Raw genomic sequence first — 16,821 nt, forward strand, 5'->3', positions numbered from 1 at the left:
TCCGGCCGACCTGGTCAGGTCGGGACTCGTCAAGGGGCCAGCGGCGGATGCCCTTGGCTCCGCAGGGCGTGCGCCGCGGCCTGGATCCGCACCTGCAGGTCGCTGGGCGGCCTGGCGCCGTTCGCCCGCCTGGTCGTGGGCTCCTCCGCGGCTCGCGCCTCGGCCCGACGCACCAGGGTGTCGCGGGCGGGGGCCGGTCTGGGCGTGGTGCGGGTCAGCAACTCCCCGAGATGACTCGCGCGGGCGACGCGCGTGCCTGGATACTGCGGTCCCAGCCTGGCTCCGGTGACCTTCGCGGACGGGCTCCCGCTCAGGGCGGTCGGACAGAACCGCTGCAGGATCGTCTTGATGATCGACGTGTGGTCGAAGACCGTGTGCGACACGGCGCGCGGCTCGACCCACGGCGAGACGACGATCGCCGGCACGCGCACCCCCAGCCTGCCGAACATCTCCGGATCGTCGTCGACGACCGTGGGCGGTGGCACATGGTCGTAGAAGCCGCCGTGTTCGTCGTACACGACGAGCAGCAGCGTCCGCTCCCACAACGGACCCGAGGCGAGCGCGTCGTAGGCGGCCAGGACCAGGTCCTGGCCGTCCTTGACGTCGGCCGTCGGGTGGTCGTCGTTGAGAGGAAGGCCGAGCGGGTTGAAGCTGGTGAACGACGGGTCGATCCACGAGACCGACCGCAGCCCTCCCGCGGCGGCGTCCTCGAGGAAGCTCGGCGTCTTCGAGTCGACCCCGAGGTCGAGAGCGCTCTTCCAGGGCAGTCCGGACTTGCTGAAGTAGCCGAACTGCTGGTGGTGTCCCATCCGGTAGCGGGGGTCGGCCAGACGCAGCGTCCCCGGGTCGAAGGAGTACCAGCGCCAGCTCACCTCGTGCGCGTCCAGGTGCCGGACGAAGGAGGGCAGCCGGTACAGCGGCGGCACGTGCGGCGGGAGCTCGTCCCGGCTTCCGGCCGCCGACCCGCACAGCGCGTACAGCCGGTTGGGCCAGGTCGACCCGGGCACCGAGGCGAACCACCGGTCGCAGACCGCGAAGTGCTCCGCCAGGTGGTCGTGGACGGGCAGATCGGCGCCGTCGTAGTAGCCCATGACCGCGGCCACCGTGCCGTCCGCGACCGCGCGCGGGGGCCGGCCGGCGGCCGCGGCGGCGACGAAGCCGCTCATCTCCCCGCCCGCGATCTGGACGTCGACCGCCGCCGCGGTGTGGTCCGGATCGATCCCGAGGGCCGTCACGTCGAGATGGTGGACCGGGTAGCCGCGCCCCTGGTACTCGTTGGCCAGCCCCGGGTGCAGACCGTCGATCTCCGGGCGGCCGCCGCCGAGGCTCAGGTGACCGAGCATGTGGTCGAACGAACGGTTCTCCAGCATCAGGACGACCACGTGGTCGATCTTGTCCAGGTTGGCCACGTCCGTGGGAGCGCCCTCGTCGAGAGCCGCCTGGTCCCTCCGTCGGCCGGGGTCCGTCATCGTTCCATTCTTGGCGAGCACGGCACGCCCTGCCATCCGTGGGTGTCGCGGGGCGAGGCGACCGGAGGGGCCGACGGCCCGGCAGGGGGCGGCGCTCGGCCCGGTCGGCGTTTGACGACAGTTCACCGCCCGGAGGCCGCCAGATGTTTGTGCGTTTCGCCGGTGCGGTGCTTCGCCGACGAGAGGAAGACTCCCCAGTCAGTGGCCGCGGCCGTCCAGAAGGCCGACGCCGAAGGCGGAAACGCCGGCACACGAGGGGGACAGCACGATGGGCGGTCAGCTGTACGACGGGATCGGCGAGGCCTTCGAGGGCTTCAAGGACCTGCCCCTGGCACGCTACGGGGAGGTCCCCGGCTTCCTCTCCCTCGTCGGCGACGTGACCGGCAGGTCCGTCCTCGACCTGGCCTCCGGGACGGGCTTCTACAGCCGGGAGTTCAAACGCCGCGGGGCCTCGCGCGTCCTCGGCGTCGACATCTCCGGCGCGATGGTCGACGTGGCACGGGCCCTGGAGGGCAGCGACCCGCTGGGCGTCGAGTACGAGGTCGGCGACGTCGCCGAGCTGCGCGCCTTCGAGCGGCGCTTCGACCTCGCGGTCGCGGTCCAGCTGTTCAACTACGCCGAAGACGTCGCCACGATCGAGCGGATGTGCCGCACCATCCACCGCAGCCTCGTCGACGGGGCCGAGTTCTTCGTCTTCGCACAGCACCCGGACTTCCGCTTCGGCGGTCCCTCCCTGGCCAAGTACGGCTTCCTGTGCGAACGGGCGGGCGAGGACACCGAGATCGGGCCCCGCACCCGGATCACCGCGCTGCTCGACCCGCCGGTCTCCTTCGTCGCGACGCCGCCGAGCCGCGCGGTCTACGAGAACTCCCTGCGCGCCGCCGGGTTCGCGGACCTCACCTGGGTCCCCCTGGAGATCTCCGCCGCGGGCGTGCACCAGTACGGCGAGGAGTTCTGGGCCGACTACCTCGCCAACCCCGCCCTGGTGATGCTCCGCTGCCGCACCTGATCCGCCCACCGCGTCGGACCTGACATGCCGGGCGACCGACGCCGCCCTATGCTCGCGGGGAGGAGTGCCCGGGCGTCAGGAGGCCAGGAGCCGATGACCACCGTCAGCGTGCGCTACATCGTCGACGACGTGGAGGCCGCCATCGGCTTCTACCGCGACCTGCTGGGCTTCGATGTCGCGATGCACCCCGCACCGTCGTTCGCGGCGCTGGTCCTGGGCGACCTCCGGCTGCTGCTCAACGCACCGGGCGGCCCGGGCGGGGGCGGGCAGGTCCTGGCCGACGGGCGCCGCCCCGAACCGGGGGGCTGGAACCGGATCTCTCTGCAGGTCGCGGATCTGGAAGCCGAGGCGGAGCGCCTGCGAATGGCGGGCGCCCGCTTCCGTACCGGGGTCCTGAAGGGCATGGGCGGCGACCAGGTGCTGATCGAGGACCCCTCGGGCAATCCGGTGGAACTGTTCGAACCTCACGCCTGACCCACGACGGGCCTTCCGGTCGCGGGGCCCGCCCACGGCCGCCGGATCAGCGCTGCCGATCGGTTCGGCCCACCGCGGCGAAGCCGTACGACGGGGCCGTGGACGGGCGCGCACCGGCGTCGGGACGCCAGTCGGGGATGGGGACGAGGCCGGGAGCGAGCAGGTCGAGGCCGGCGAGCATGGCCGCGATCTCGGTGCGGGTGCGCAGGTGGATGGGGGCGATGTCCTTGGAGTACAGGCGGGCGGCCTGATAGGTGCCGGGCAGGCGCCGGTTGTCCTCGGCGTGGCTGAGGACGATGCAGCTGCCTGGAGCGAGGGCGTCCCGGTAGCGGGCGACGACGGCGGCCGGGTCGTCGGCGTGCGGAACGAAGTGCAGCACCGCGGTCATCAGGACCGCGACGGGCCGGGTGCGGTCGAGCAGGGCCGACTCCGGTGCGGACAGCACCGCGTCCAGGTCGCGCAGGTCGGCGTGGACGACCGCGACGCCGCGTCGCGGGACCCGCCTCCGGTTGTAGGCGGTGACGACCGGGTCGTTGTCGACGCAGACGACGCGCGCATCCACCCCCATGTCGGCGGTGATCTCGTGGACCGCGCCGTTGACGGCGAGCCCGGAGCCGAGATCGAGGAACTGCCGGATCCCGGCGTCGGCCAGGGCGCGGACCGCACGGCCGACGAAGGCACGGTTCGCGCGCAGCACGTCGGGCAGGTCGGGCATCGCCTCCGCGATCGCCCGGGCGGCCTGTCGGTCGGCGTCGATGTTGCACTTCCCGCCGAGGAAGTAGTCGTACACGCAGGCGATCCGCGGCCGCGGCGGGCCGTTCCCCGACGGCGGACCGGTGTCCTCCACGCCCGCCCCCTCCCTTGCTGCTCCGGCCTCTGGATCACGATTCCAGGACCGCCTGCCGTCCGCAGGCGCACGGCCCGCGCGCTTAGCCCGAACGGGCCAGGACTCCCCCGGCCCGGGAGCGGCAGAACCCGGCGTCATCGGTGGCTCTCCCCCGCCGGGGCCAGGTCCGGGTCTGCGGGCGGTGTCTCCGTGTCGGTGAGGACCACGCAGCACTCGCCAGGGCGCGGGTCGAGGACCGCGTGGACGGCGGGGGCGTCCAGCCCGTCCAGGTAGCCGTCGAGGAAGGCCCGGTTCAGGCCGCAGACCAGGGCGGTGGCCTTCGCGGCGAGTGGGTGGAACGGGCAGTTGCGCAGCCGGACCTGGGTCGGGCTCTCGCGGACCGGCTCGTACCCGTAGGCGTCGAGCATCCGCTCGCACAGCGTCAGACCGCGCTCGACGCCGAGACGTCCGGGTCGGCTGCGCTCGCGTTCTCGCTGCCCCAGGCGTCGGCCCCGGTCCGCGGCGGCCTCCGCCGCGGCGTCGGCGGCGGTGCGGCCGTCGGTCTGGCCCAGCACGCCTTCCAGGAGCAGGTCCGCCAGCAGTTCGTGGCGGCGCTCGGGGATCGTGACCGCGATCTGCGCATCGGTCGGCTCGTACACCTTGGGCTGGCGGCCGACACGCCGCTGCGCGCCCGGGGAGCCGTAGCGGGCGCGCAGCAGGCCCGCGTCGACCAGCTTTTCGAGGTGGAACGCGGCCAGTTTGCGGGAGATGCCGACGCTGGCCGCGGCCTCGTCCCGGGTGACCGGGTGCCCGGCGCGGCGGATGTAGGCGAACATCCGCCGTCGTGACTCCTCCCCCAGCACGCTCACGGACTCGATCCCGTCGACGGCGGGACCGGGCTGGTGCAGGGGGGCATCCGGGTTGGTCACCTTCCCACGATAACGCCGGCGCCACTGGTACGAATGCCGATCCTTGGCCGTGCTTGACGGACGCCTCGAATAACGACAAGACTTGTTGGCGAAAAAGAGCGTTGCACCTCCGAGCAGCAGCGCTCGACCACGGAGGGAGCTGAGATGAACGCGTGGACCAGCCCCGCGACCGAACCGGACCTGCTCGACCAGGAGGCCGTGTTCAGCCCCCTGCGCGTGGTGCGGGACACCAGCGCGATGGACCTGGACGCCGCCGAGGACGCGGCCGCGCAGTTCCTCAAGGCGCTCGGGGTGTCCACCGATTCGGAGAGCCTGCGCGGCACCCCGGGCCGGATGGCCCGCGCCTACGCCGAACTGTTCAGCCCCCGGTCGTTCGACCTGACCACGTTCCCGAACGACGAGGGCTACGACGAGCTGGTGCTCGCCCGCTCGATCCCGCTGCGTTCGGTGTGCGAGCACCACCTGCTGCCGTTCGTCGGCACCGCCCACGTCGGATACCTTCCCGGGGCCCGGATCCTCGGCCTGTCCAAGCTCGCCCGCGTCGTCGAGCACTTCGCCTGCCGCCCCCAGGTGCAGGAGCGCCTGACCAAGCAGGTCGCCGACTGGCTTCAGGAGAACCTGGACCCCAAGGGCGTCGGGGTCGTCATCGACGCCGAGCACACCTGTATGACGCTGCGCGGCGTCCAGGCCACCGGGACCCGCACCCTCACCTCCACCCTGCTGGGCATCCTGCGCACCGACGCCCGCACCCGAGCCGAGTTCCTGGCCTGCACGGGCGTCACCGGCAAGGCCTGAACCGCAGGCCTTGACCGCACACGCCCGCGGGCCCCGGCGAGTCCGCGCGCAGTCAGCCGGTCGGGACCGACTTGGCCTGGGCGATGAGGAGGGCCACGTCGTCGTGGTCGTCGGGGTGCCGGAGGGCGTCAACCAGCCACCGGCAGGACTCCCCCAGGGGCCGCCACGGGTGGTCGAGGGCGTGCAGCAGGGCGTCGAGGCGGGCGTCGATGGGATCGCGCCGGGTCTCGACGAGGCCGTCGGTGTACAGGACGAGCCGGTCTCCGGGGCGCAGGTCGAAGGTGGTCGTCGCGAACGGGACGCCGCCGACGCCGAGCGGGGCGCCCGTGGGCAGGTCCAGCAGCTCCGGTGGACCCTCGGCGGGGGCGAGCACCGGGGGCAGGTGGCCCGCGTTCGCGATCCTGCACTGGTGGCGGCCGGGATCGTAGACGGCGTACAGGCAGGTGGCGATGTAGCGCTCCAACCCGCTGGTGATCTTGTCGAGGTGGGTGAGCACCTCGTCCGGGTCCAGGTCGAGGTCGGCGAAGGCGCAGGTGGCGGTGCGCAGACGGCCCATGGTCGCCGCGGCGTCGATGCCGTTGCCCATGACGTCCCCGACGACCAGGGCGGTGCGGTCGCCCGGCAGCGGGATGATGTCGTACCAGTCGCCGCCGACCTGGTGGGCGGCCTGGGCGGGCTGGTAGTGGGAGGCGACCTCCAGGCCCGGCAGGTGGGGCGGGGATCCGGGGAGCAGGCTGCGTTGCAGGGTCTCCGCGACGTTGCGGACGCTCTGGTGCCAGCGGGCGTTGTCGATGGCGACGGCCGCGCGGGCGGCGAGTTCACCGGCGAGGACGACGTCGTCGGCGTCGAACGGGAGCGGGTTGTGGGTCCGCAGCATGTCGAAGGCGCCCAGGACCTCGTTGCGGGCGATCAAGGGAACGGCCAGGTAGGAGTGGGCCCCGGCCGCCTGGAGCTGCGCGGCGGCCTCGCTGTCGCGGGCGATGCGCCGCAGGTCCTCGGGACCCGCGTGGGTGACCAGGACCGGTTGACCGGTGCGCACGCAGCGGGTGATCAGGCGGTCGGCGCTGTAGGCTGCCGGTTCACCGACCGTGTCGGCCGCGGAGGCGGCGTCGGTCGGGTAGGCGGCGGCGACCGCGAGCGCGCGGAACAGCTCCGGGCCGTCCTCGTCCGGGCGGCGGGCGGGCCTGAACTCGAGGACCGCGTCGAGGACGTCGACCGCGGCCAGGTCGGCGAGATCCGGGACGGCGGCGTCGGCCAGTTCCTGGGCGGTCTGCTCGACCTCCAGCGTGGTGCCCACCCGGGCCGAGGCCTTCGCGATCAGCGCCAGACGGCGTCGGGCCCGGTCCGCCTCGATGCCCGCCTGGTGCCGCTCGCTGACGTCCACCACGGAGATGGCCACCCCGATCACCCGGCCGCCCGGGCCCTCCAGCCGGTAGGAGGACACGGACCAGGCGTGGTCGTGGTCGGGATCCGAGCGCGTGCGGCCGACGGTGTACTGGTCCAGCAGCGGCGTGCCGGTGAGCAGGACGTGCCGCAGCCCGGACTCGATCGTCGTGGTGTCCAGGAGCGGCAGGACCTCGCGCGGCCGGCGGCCGACATGCTCGGCGGCGGGGATGCCGTTGATGCGCTCCAACGCCGGATTGACCATCACGTACCGCAGTTGCTCGTCCAGCAGGGCGATCCCGATGGGTGACTGGGTGACCAGGCCCTGCGAGAGGGCCAGGTCCGTCTCGACCCGCCGCAGCGTCGTGTGGTCCACGGCGATTCCGAGCGCGAAGACCTCGCCCGCCTGGTCGGTCAGTCGCACGTTGCGGAACTCCACCAGCGGGGTGCTGCCGTCCTTGTGGCGGACCGGGAACGCGCCCGCCCACGACGACCCCGTGGCCATGACCTCGGCGAACAACCCCGCCACGAGTCCCAGGTGGTCCTCGGGGACCAGCAGCGGGGCGGCGAAGCGCCCCAGCGCCTCGTCCGCGGTGTAGCCGAACACCTCCTCGGCCTGGGGGCTCCAGAAGACGATCCGTCCGCTGGAGTCGAGGACCACGGCGGCCACGTGCAGCAGATCCAGCAGCGAGCCCGGCGGCACCGGCCCTGCGGCCCGCGCGACGCCTGGGGAACGCCCGTCGCCACCCATCCGCGCTCCGTCCTCGAGGGCCTTCCCCCATGATCTCCTCCCCCGGCGAGCGCCGCACGATCGGCGGGCGGGGCTACGCGAACCGACTCGCGTCCTCCCAGACGATGCTTCTCCTTCGTCCGTCCGCGCGACCGGCGATGGTCTCGCGCGGCATCCCCGCAGGGAGAACGGGAGCACATGCCCGGAACACGCGAAGCACGGCTTCGTCATCGTAGGAGGAGAAGCGCTCGGTGGCCTTGGCGGCGACGGAGCCGCCCCGGAGTTCGTGCACGTCGACAAAAGCGCCTGTCCCCTCGAGTGAGGGGACTCCGCCCAGCCTGTCGACCAGATCCCGGGGCAGGACCGTGGCCCAGGAGTATCCGCGGAGAACGGACCGCGCCGCGGCCACGGACCTGCGGCGGCCACCGCGCCAGAGGACCTCGTCGAGGGACGTGAGCCCGTGGTAGCCGGCGTCGTCACAGACATGACCGAATGAGGCCTCGGCGACCGTCGCCGTGCGTTTCACGAGTCCGAGCAGCGCCTCTGCCGTGGAATCCCGTGGGGCCGACGATGAGTGGTCGTCAAGCGTCGTCGAGGCCAACAGAGTCGGGCATGGTTGCGGGACGCCGGTCAAGGCAGTGTCCCAGACGGCCTCCAGGCGCAGCGACCGGCTCTTCTCACGGTCGACAGCGCCCCGGGAGTCGAGGCGGAAGACCGACGCTCCCACATTCAACGGACGCTCGGACATGCGAGCAGCGATCCAGTCTTCGGGTTCGGCCGCTCCCGACATCATGACGATCTCGTCGGGCCGGCCGGGCATCCGGGCCGTGATGGCGACGGCGTAGCCCTCGGGCGGACCGCAGGTCTCGTCATCGGGGGTGAAGCGGCCGTGTTCGGTGATCCAGAGCCATGCCGCGGGAGAGACGGCCCGCAGTCCGTGGGTGAGCCACCTTGCTGCCGCATCGTCCGAGGCGGGGAGGTCGGGGTCGTCGACGGTGAGCATGGCACTCAGGCGAGGAGACACGGAACGCACTCCGTCGAACGGCTAGACGCCCGGAGCCGACCGCTTGACCTGCTCCATCAGGCCCTCGACGGCGGCGCGCGTGGCGTCGTCGAGCCCGGACAGCACGATCGAGTAGTCGGAGCCGCCGCGCACCGAGACCACGGCCTTGGCCGCGTCGATCGCGACGCCGGTGATCAGCGCGACGTGGATGCGGTTTCCCTGGCGGGCGGCATGGCCGAACAGCTCCAGCACCCGCCCGTCGAAGGAGACGACGGTGTTGCCGGCGACGATGTCGTGACCCGGGGCAGCTTCCATGACCCCGCAGCATAGTGGCCCCGGAGTCGACAGCCGGCGGTCGGCGCTGCCGAGCGGAGCGTGGCTTCCCGTCAACTCTCGTGAGCCGCGCGCAAAATGAGTGGGACGACCCGGTGGACAAGGAGCCGGAAGCAGGCAATCCTTTTGGGAGCGCTCCCGCGCACACAACCACCCCCCCTGGACGGCGCGCGGGAGCCGCACAGGCCGCTACCCCGGTGGGCCCGGTGCGGCGGGGAACGCACGGCCCCGGAGCGTGGCGGGAGACCCGGCTGCTGCTGGGGCTCCCGCCACGACTCGTGTGGTCGCGTACTCGCCTACTGGCCGCGGCCGGTGACGAAGTCGCGCGCGCGGTCGACCAGGCCCAGGCCCGGCGCGACGAGCTTGTTGCCCGGAGGGGTGTCGGGTGCGGCGGGGTGGGGACGGGTCGGCGCCCGGTCCTTGGCCTTGCGGATCCGCTCGCCCAACTCGTCGAGCCGGTCCGGGCCGCAGGCGTCGGCGAGCGCCGGGAACAGGTGCGCCTCCTCGTCCGCCACGTGGGCTTTCACCTCGGCGATCAGCACCGGGACGGTCTCGTCGAACCGGGGGTCGGTGACGTCGAGGCCCTCCAGGCGCTTCAGCAGCTTCTCCACGTGCGCGTGGCCGTCGAGCTCCGCGTCGGCCAGCGCGTCGCCGTCGGGCAGATACGTGCGGACGGCGGGATACAGGTGCAGCTCCTCCGCGACCGAGTGGCGCACCAGCTCCACGGTGAGCCGGTCCACGATCTCGCCCCGCCTGGGGTCGCCCGCCGGGAGGGACTGGATCTGCTCGAACATCGACTCGACCTCGCGGTGGTCGGTGCTCAGCTCCGCGATGACGTTGCCGCCGTGGCCCATCAGTCTGCCGCCTTCCTGTTCAGGTGGGATGTGGGTGGCGCCTGCCCGCTTCCCGCGTCCTGACACCCGTGGCGGGCAGCGGCCCCGGCATCCGGTGGCGGCTCCAGGGGCTGGGGGTGAGCCTGGAAAGGTCCGCCGGCGGCGCCGGGTGCGTGCGCGGGCCCACGAATCCAGGGAGGCAGGCTGATGGAGGCAACGGCGCAGATCGGCGTCACCGGGCTGGCGGTGATGGGCCGCAACCTGGCCCGGAACTTCGCCCGCCACGGGTACACAGTGGCGGTGCACAACCGCACGCCGTCCCGCACGCGGGCGCTGGTCGAGAAGTTCGGCCACGAGGGGACGTTCGTCCCCGCGGAGTCGCTGGAGGACTTCGTGGCCGCGCTGGAGCGCCCACGGCGGCTGCTGATCATGGTGAAGGCCGGACAGCCCACCGACGAGGTCATCGAGGAGTTCGCGCCGCTGCTGGAGCCGGGCGACATGATCATCGACGGCGGCAACGCGCACTTCGCCGACACCCGCCGCCGCGAGCGGGCCCTGCGCGAGCGCGGCATCCACTTCGTCGGCACCGGCGTCTCCGGCGGCGAGGAGGGCGCGCTGCACGGCCCCTCGATCATGCCCGGCGGTTCCGAGGAGTCCTACGCCGTGCTCGGCCCGATGCTGGAGAAGATCAGCGCCCATGTGGACGGCGATCCGTGCTGCACCCACATCGGCACCGACGGGGCCGGGCACTTCGTCAAGATGGTGCACAACGGCATCGAGTACGCCGACATGCAGCTCATCGCCGAGGCGTACCAGCTGCTGCGGGAGGTCGCCGGGTACACCCCGGCCGAGATCGCCGAGATCTTCCGCCGCTGGAACAAGGGGCGGCTGAACTCCTACCTCATCGAGATCACCGCCGAGGTGCTCGCACACACCGACCCCGAGACCGGGCAGCCCTTCGTCGACATCGTCCAGGACGCCGCGGAGCAGAAGGGCACCGGGCGCTGGACCGTGCAGACCGCCCTCGACCTCGGCTCCCCCGTCACCGCCATCGCGCAGGCCACCTTCGCCCGGGTGGCCTCCTCGCGGGCCGAGCTGCGCGCGGCCTACCGGCCCCTGGCGGGCGGCACCGAACAGGAGCTGCGCCACCACGAGGCGGAACGCTTCACCGACCAGGTCGAGCAGGCGCTGTACGCGTCGAAGATCATCGCCTACGACCAGGGCTGGACCATGATCCGCGACGGCGCGGCCGAGTACGGGTGGGACATCGACCTCGGCGCGGTGGCGCGGATCTGGCGTGGCGGCTGCATCATCCGGGCCGCCTTCCTGGACCGGATCCGGGCGGCGCACGCCGCCAACCCCGGCCTGGTCAGTCTGCTCGCCGAGGAGGGGTTCGCGGCCGAGATCGGCGACGCCCAGGTGCCCTGGCGCGAGGTCGTGGCCATCGCCGCCCACCGCGGCATCCCGGCGCCGGCCTTCACCGCCGCGCTCGCCTTCTACGACACCCTGCGCAGCGAGCGCCTGCCCGCCGCGCTGATCCAGGGCCTGCGCGACTTCTTCGGCGCCCACACCTACCACCGCACCGACCGCGAGGGCGTCTACCACACCCGCTGGGCCGAGCCCGGCCGCCCCGAGATCCGGACGGACACCGGGACGTCGTAGGCGCCGGCGCGTGCGGACGACGCGACAGAAAGCAGCCCGTGCCCGCGTCGTCCGCCGTTGCCCCGGCCCAGCCGATCGATCCGATCAAGGAGAGGCATACGTCACACTCGGTGACGCTTAGAACCGTAAGAGGCCTGCTCTAGCATCCCAGATATGACGGTCCTGCCCGATGACGGGCTCTCACTCGCTGCCGATTTCCCGGACGCCACGCATACCCAGTGGCAGAGTCTGGTCGCGGGCGTGCTGCGCAAGTCCGGCAAGGACGTGTCGGGTGCGGCCGCCGAGGAGGCACTGGCCACGGCGCTGGAGGACGGGCTGGTCGCCGCCCCCCTCTACGTCGCGCCGGACGCGGCCACCGGACTCGGCTACCCCGGCTTCGCCCCCTACGTACGCGGCGGCAGGCCCGCGACGACCGGCTGGGACGTCCGCCAGCGGCACGAGCTGCCGGACCCCGAACGGGCCAACGCGGCGGTGCTCGCCGATCTGGAGAACGGCGTCAGCTCCCTGTGGCTGGCCGTCGGCGGACCGGCGCTGCCCGTGTCCGGCCTGGCCCGGGCCCTGGACGGCGTCTACCTGGACCTCGCCGCGGTCGCCCTCGACGCGGGCGACGAGACCGGCGCGGCCGCCCGCGAGCTGCTGCGGCTGTACGACGAGCGGGGCGTCGAGCGCGCCGCCGCCCGCGGCAGCCTCGGCGCCGACCCGCTCGGCCGCGAGGCCCGCACCGGAGCCCCGGCTGCAGCCGACGACGCCGTGGAGCTGGCCCGCCTGTGCGCGCAGCAGTACCCGGGTCTGCGGGCCCTGACCGTCGACGCGCTGCCGTACCACGAGGCGGGTGCCTCGGCGGCGGAGGAGCTCGGCTGCTCGCTGGCTACCGGCGTCGCGTACCTGCGGCTGCTGACCGAGGCCGGTCTCTCCGTCGAGGAGGCCGCCCGGCAGCTGGAGTTCCGCTACGCGGCCACCGGGGACCAGTTCCTGACGGTGGCGAAGCTGCGCGCGGCCCGGCGACTGTGGTCGCGGGTCGTCGAGGTGTGCGGCTCCGGCGGGACGGCAGCGGCGGCTCAGCTCCAGCACGTGGTGACCTCGCCGGTGATGATGACCCGTCGCGACCCGTACGTGAACATGCTGCGCACCACCATCGCCTGCCTCGCCGCCGGCGTCGGCGGCGCGGACTCGGTGACCGTGCTGCCCTTCGACCACGACCTCGGCCTGCCGGACGCCTTCGCGCGCCGGATCGCGCGGAACACCTCCTCGATCCTGCTGGAGGAGTCCCACCTCGGCCGGGTCGCCGACCCGGCGGGCGGCTCCTGGTACGTGGATCAGCTGACCGACGAACTCGCCCACGCCGCCTGGGCGTTCTTCCAGGAGCTGGAGAGCGCTGGCGGTCAGCGGGCGGCGCTGCGCTCCGGCCTGGTCGGCGACCGCATCGCGGCCACCTGGGCGGCCCGCGGCAAGAAGCTCGCCAAGCGCGCCGAGCCGATCACCGGCGTCAGCGAGTTCCCCAACCTGGCCGAGAAGCCCGTCCTGCGCGAGGAGGCCCCGGCCGTCCGTCCTCTCGGCCGCGCCGGGAGCGGCTTGCCGGGCGGTCTGCCGCAGGTGCGCCGCGACGAGGTGTTCGAGGCGCTGCGCGCCCGCTCCGACGCCCATCTCGCGGCGACGGGTGCGCGACCCCGGGTCTTCCTGGCCGCGCTGGGCCCGGCCGCGGCGCACACCCCGCGCGCCACCTTCGCCGCCAACCTCTTCCAGGCGGGCGGCATCGAGGCGGTCCACGACCCGGTGTCGGTGGACGCCGGCTCCGCCGCCGAGGCCTTCGCGGCCAGCGGCGCCGCCCTCGCCTGCGTCTGCTCCAGCGACGCGCTGTACGCGGAGCAGGCCGAGGCCGTCGCCGCCGCGCTCAAGTCCGCCGGGGCGGCACGGGTCTACCTCGCGGGGCGTCCCGCCGAGTACGCGCACGTCGACGCCTACGTCTTCGCCGGCTGCGACGCACCGGCCGTCCTCACCTCCGCCCTCGACCTCATCGGAGCCACGGCGTGATGCAGATTCCCGACTTCTCGCAGGTCGACCTGGGCGGGAGCACCCCGGCCGGGGTGACCGAGGAGCAGTGGCGCGCGGCGGTGAAGGAGTCGACCGGCAGCAGCGTCGCCAACCTGCTGTGGGAGACGCCCGAGGGCATCGGCGTCAAGCCGCTCTACACCGGCGAGGACCTGGCGGGGCTGGACTTCCTCGGCACCTACCCGGGCGTCGCACCGTACCTGCGCGGGCCCTACCCGACGATGTACGTCAACCAGCCGTGGACGATCCGCCAGTACGCGGGCTTCTCCACCGCGGAGGAGTCCAACGCCTTCTACCGCCGCAACCTGGCGGCCGGTCAGAAGGGCCTGTCGGTGGCCTTCGACCTGCCCACCCACCGCGGCTACGACAGCGACCACCCGCGCGTGACCGGCGACGTCGGCATGGCGGGCGTCGCGATCGACTCGATCTACGACATGCGCCAGCTCTTCGACGGCATCCCGCTGGACAGGATGACCGTCTCGATGACGATGAACGGCGCCGTGCTGCCGGTGCTCGCCCTCTACATCGTGGCGGCGGAGGAACAGGGCGTTGCGCCCGAGAAGTTGGCCGGGACCATCCAGAACGACATCCTCAAGGAGTTCATGGTCCGCAACACCTACATCTATCCGCCGAAGCCCTCGATGCGGATCATCTCCGACATCTTCGCGTACACCTCGCAGAAGATGCCGCGATACAACTCCATCTCCATCTCCGGCTACCACATCCAGGAGGCCGGTGCGACGGCCGACCTGGAGCTCGCGTACACCCTCGCGGACGGCGTGGAGTACCTGCGCGCCGGGCAGGCGGTGGGCCTGGACGTGGACACCTTCGCGCCCCGGCTCTCGTTCTTCTGGGCGATCGGCATGAACTTCTTCATGGAGATCGCCAAGATGCGCGCGGCCCGGCTGCTGTGGGCCAAGCTGGTCAGGCAGTTCGATCCGCAGAACCCCAAGTCGCTGTCGCTGCGCACCCATTCGCAGACCTCCGGCTGGTCGCTGACCGCACAGGACGTGTTCAACAACGTCACCCGCACCTGTGTGGAGGCGATGGCCGCCACCCAGGGGCACACGCAGTCGCTGCACACCAACGCCCTCGACGAGGCCCTCGCGCTGCCGACGGACTTCTCGGCCCGCATCGCCCGCAACACGCAGCTGCTGATCCAGCAGGAGTCGGGCACCTGCCGGGTGATCGACCCGTGGGGCGGCTCCGCCTACGTCGAGCGGCTCACCTACGACCTGGCCCGGCGCGCCTGGCAGCACATCCAGGAGGTCGAGGCGGCGGGCGGCATGGCCAAGGCCATCGACGCCGGCATCCCCAAGCTCCGCATCGAGGAGGCCGCGGCCCGCACCCAGGCCCGGATCGACTCCGGCCGCCAGCCGGTCATCGGCGTCAACAAGTACCGGGTGGAGAACGACGAGCAGATCGACGTGCTCCAGGTCGACAACTCCTCGGTCCGCGCCCAGCAGATCGCCAAGCTGCGCCGCCTGCGCGAGGAGCGCGACGAGCAGGCCACGCAGGACGCGCTGCGCGCGCTGACCGCCGCCGCCGAGCGCGGGTCGAGCCAGGGCCTGGAGGGCAACCTGCTCGCGCTGGCCGTGAACGCCGCCCGCGCCAAGGCCACCGTCGGCGAGATCTCCGACGCCCTGGAGAAGGTGTACGGGCGCCACTCCAGCCAGATCCGTACCATCTCCGGCGTGTACCGCAACGAAGCAGGCGAGTCCTCCTCGGTCACCCGCACCCGGGCGCTGGTCGACGCGTTCGACGAGGCGGAGGGACGCCGTCCGCGCATCCTGGTCGCCAAGATGGGCCAGGACGGCCACGACCGCGGCCAGAAGGTGATCGCCACGGCCTTCGCCGACCTCGGCTTCACCGTCGACGTGGGCCCGCTGTTCCAGACACCGGCCGAGGTGGCCCGGCAAGCGGTCGAAGCCGACGTGCACATCGTCGGCGTCTCCTCGCTGGCCGCCGGGCACCTGACCCTGGTGCCCGCGCTGCGCGAGGAGCTGGCCGCCGAGGGCCGTGAGGACATCATGATCGTCGTCGGCGGCGTCATCCCGCCGCACGACGTCCCGGCCCTGCTGGAGGCCGGCGCGGCCGCCGTCTTCCCGCCCGGCACGGTGATCCCGGACGCGGCCTACGACCTGGTCCAGCGGCTCGCGGCCGCGCTCGGGCACGAGTCGCTCGGCGCCGGCGAGCAGTAGCCGCGGATGCCAATCGACCTCGACGTCTACGTCAAGGGTGTCCTCGACGGGAAGCGGGCGGCCGTCGCCCGTGCCATCACCCTCGTCGAGTCCACCCGGGCCGACCACCGCGTGCTGGCGCAGCGGCTTCTGACGGAGCTGCTGCCGCACACCGGCAGGGCCCGGCGGATCGGCATCAGCGGCGTGCCGGGGGTGGGCAAGTCCACCTTCATCGACGCCTTCGGCACCATGCTCACCGGCATGGGCCACAAGGTGGCCGTGCTCGCCGTCGACCCGTCCTCGACCCGCACGGGCGGCTCCATCCTCGGCGACAAGACCCGGATGGAGCGCCTGGCCGTCGACCCCGCCGCCTTCGTGCGCCCCTCCCCCAGCGCCGGGACACTGGGCGGGGTGGCCAAGGCCACCCGCGAGTCGATGGTGGTCATGGAGGCGGCGGGCTACGACGTGGTGCTGGTGGAGACCGTCGGCGTCGGGCAGTCGGAGACCACCGTCGCCGACATGGTCGACTCCTTCCTGCTGCTCACCCTCGCCCGCACCGGCGACCAGCTCCAGGGCATCAAGAAGGGCGTCCTGGAGCTCGCCGACGTCATCGCCGTGAACAAGGCCGACGGCCCGCACGAGCGCGACGCCCGTGCGGCGGCGCGTGAACTCGCGGGCGCGCTGCGCCTGATGCACCCCGCCGACGCCGCGTGGACCCCGCCGGTGCTCAGCTGCAGCGCACGGGAGTCCGCGGGCCTCGACACCGTCTGGGAGCGGCTGGAGCAGCACCGCACCCTGCTCGACGGTACGGGCCGCCTGACGGCCAAGCGCCGCTCGCAACAGGTCGACTGGGCCTGGGCGATGGTGCACGACGAGCTGCTGGGCCGCCTGCACGCGAGCCCGGCCGTCCGCGCGCTCACCCCGCTGCTCGAAGAGCAGGTCCGCAGCGGGGAGTTGACCGCCTCCCTGGCCGCGGAGCGGATTCTGGACGCGTTCGACCGCCGCGAGCGGTAGCCGAACGGGTCAGGGTTCGACCTGGTCAGCGGGGGGAAGAGCACGACGTGCTAGCCTGCGACGGCCGGATTCGAGTGCCCAGGCACGCGGATACCGGCAGCGCGTCAGGAGCGAAGTCGGTGACGCCCGCAC

General features: G+C 72.7%; 14 protein-coding genes. 7 read left to right on the forward strand and 7 right to left on the reverse strand.

All coding sequences use genetic code 11. The features are described 5' to 3' along the window. Positions 1-29: 29 nt before the first annotated feature. Positions 30-1,469: a phospholipase C gene (locus TR49_RS13330; RefSeq protein WP_042381181.1), complete on the reverse strand. Its 1,440-nt coding sequence runs from the start codon at positions 1,467-1,469 to the stop codon at positions 30-32. A gap of 268 nt (positions 1,470-1,737) precedes the next feature. Between TR49_RS13330 and TR49_RS13335 the strand changes: the two genes are divergently transcribed. Together TR49_RS13335 and TR49_RS13340 are read left to right on the forward strand one after the other, a co-directional pair. Beyond that, positions 1,738-2,478 (forward strand): class I SAM-dependent methyltransferase, encoded by a 741-nt coding sequence (locus TR49_RS13335; RefSeq protein WP_042381182.1) that lies wholly within the window; start codon positions 1,738-1,740, stop codon positions 2,476-2,478. Between the two features lie 93 nt (positions 2,479-2,571). Continuing rightward, entirely contained in the window at positions 2,572-2,952 is a 381-nt protein-coding gene (locus tag TR49_RS13340; protein ID WP_042381184.1) for a VOC family protein, read from the forward strand. Between the two features lie 46 nt (positions 2,953-2,998). Here TR49_RS13340 and TR49_RS13345 read toward each other — a convergent pair whose 3' ends face one another. Together TR49_RS13345 and TR49_RS13350 are read right to left on the reverse strand one after the other, a co-directional pair. Then, complete coding sequence (locus tag TR49_RS13345) at positions 2,999-3,799, reverse strand: SAM-dependent methyltransferase (RefSeq protein WP_042381185.1); 801 nt, start codon at positions 3,797-3,799, stop codon at positions 2,999-3,001. A gap of 134 nt (positions 3,800-3,933) precedes the next feature. Beyond that, a complete protein-coding gene (locus TR49_RS13350; protein WP_236653346.1) occupies positions 3,934-4,707 on the reverse strand; it encodes a helix-turn-helix transcriptional regulator in 774 nt (257 codons plus the stop codon). Between the two features lie 237 nt (positions 4,708-4,944). Between TR49_RS13350 and folE the strand changes: the two genes are divergently transcribed. Further along, entirely contained in the window at positions 4,945-5,502 is a 558-nt protein-coding gene (folE, locus tag TR49_RS13355; protein ID WP_152627245.1) for a GTP cyclohydrolase I FolE, read from the forward strand. A gap of 52 nt (positions 5,503-5,554) precedes the next feature. Here the strand turns inward: folE and TR49_RS13360 are convergent, their stop codons facing one another. The 4 genes from TR49_RS13360 to TR49_RS13375 all read right to left on the reverse strand — a co-directional run bounded on the left by TR49_RS13360 (position 5,555) and on the right by TR49_RS13375 (position 9,805). Next, positions 5,555-7,636: a SpoIIE family protein phosphatase gene (locus TR49_RS13360; RefSeq protein WP_052434261.1), complete on the reverse strand. Its 2,082-nt coding sequence runs from the start codon at positions 7,634-7,636 to the stop codon at positions 5,555-5,557. A gap of 73 nt (positions 7,637-7,709) precedes the next feature. Further along, positions 7,710-8,618 carry a hypothetical protein gene (locus TR49_RS13365; RefSeq protein ID WP_042381187.1) on the reverse strand — a complete coding sequence of 303 codons (909 nt, stop codon included), beginning with the start codon at positions 8,616-8,618 and terminating at the stop codon, positions 7,710-7,712. A 42-nt stretch (positions 8,619-8,660) separates the two neighbouring features. Beyond that, complete coding sequence (locus TR49_RS13370) at positions 8,661-8,933, reverse strand: hypothetical protein (protein ID WP_042381188.1); 273 nt, start codon at positions 8,931-8,933, stop codon at positions 8,661-8,663. 314 nt (positions 8,934-9,247) lie between these two features. Then, positions 9,248-9,805, reverse strand: coding sequence for a hemerythrin domain-containing protein (locus TR49_RS13375; protein ID WP_042381189.1), 558 nt, complete (start codon positions 9,803-9,805; stop codon positions 9,248-9,250). Positions 9,806-9,991: 186 nt separating this feature from the next. Here TR49_RS13375 and gnd point away from each other — a divergent pair, with 186 nt between their 5' ends. From gnd to meaB, 4 genes are all read left to right on the forward strand, one after another. Next, positions 9,992-11,446: an NADP-dependent phosphogluconate dehydrogenase gene (gene gnd, locus TR49_RS13380; RefSeq protein ID WP_042381190.1), complete on the forward strand. Its 1,455-nt coding sequence runs from the start codon at positions 9,992-9,994 to the stop codon at positions 11,444-11,446. Positions 11,447-11,599: 153 nt separating this feature from the next. Continuing rightward, positions 11,600-13,477: a methylmalonyl-CoA mutase family protein gene (locus TR49_RS13385; RefSeq protein ID WP_042381192.1), complete on the forward strand. Its 1,878-nt coding sequence runs from the start codon at positions 11,600-11,602 to the stop codon at positions 13,475-13,477. Beyond that, the gene (gene scpA / locus TR49_RS13390) at positions 13,477-15,696 is read left to right on the forward strand and encodes a methylmalonyl-CoA mutase (RefSeq protein ID WP_042381193.1); all 2,220 of its coding nucleotides are present in this window, start codon (positions 13,477-13,479) and stop codon (positions 15,694-15,696) included. The genes TR49_RS13385 and scpA overlap by 1 nt, the downstream gene beginning before the upstream one ends. Positions 15,697-15,702: 6 nt before the next feature. Further along, the gene (gene meaB / locus TR49_RS13395; RefSeq protein WP_042381196.1) at positions 15,703-16,689 is read left to right on the forward strand and encodes a methylmalonyl Co-A mutase-associated GTPase MeaB; all 987 of its coding nucleotides are present in this window, start codon (positions 15,703-15,705) and stop codon (positions 16,687-16,689) included. The last annotated feature ends 132 nt before the right edge of the window (positions 16,690-16,821 follow it).

This window comes from Streptacidiphilus melanogenes (assembly GCF_000787835.1).
Lineage (GTDB): Bacteria > Actinomycetota > Actinomycetes > Streptomycetales > Streptomycetaceae > Streptacidiphilus > Streptacidiphilus melanogenes.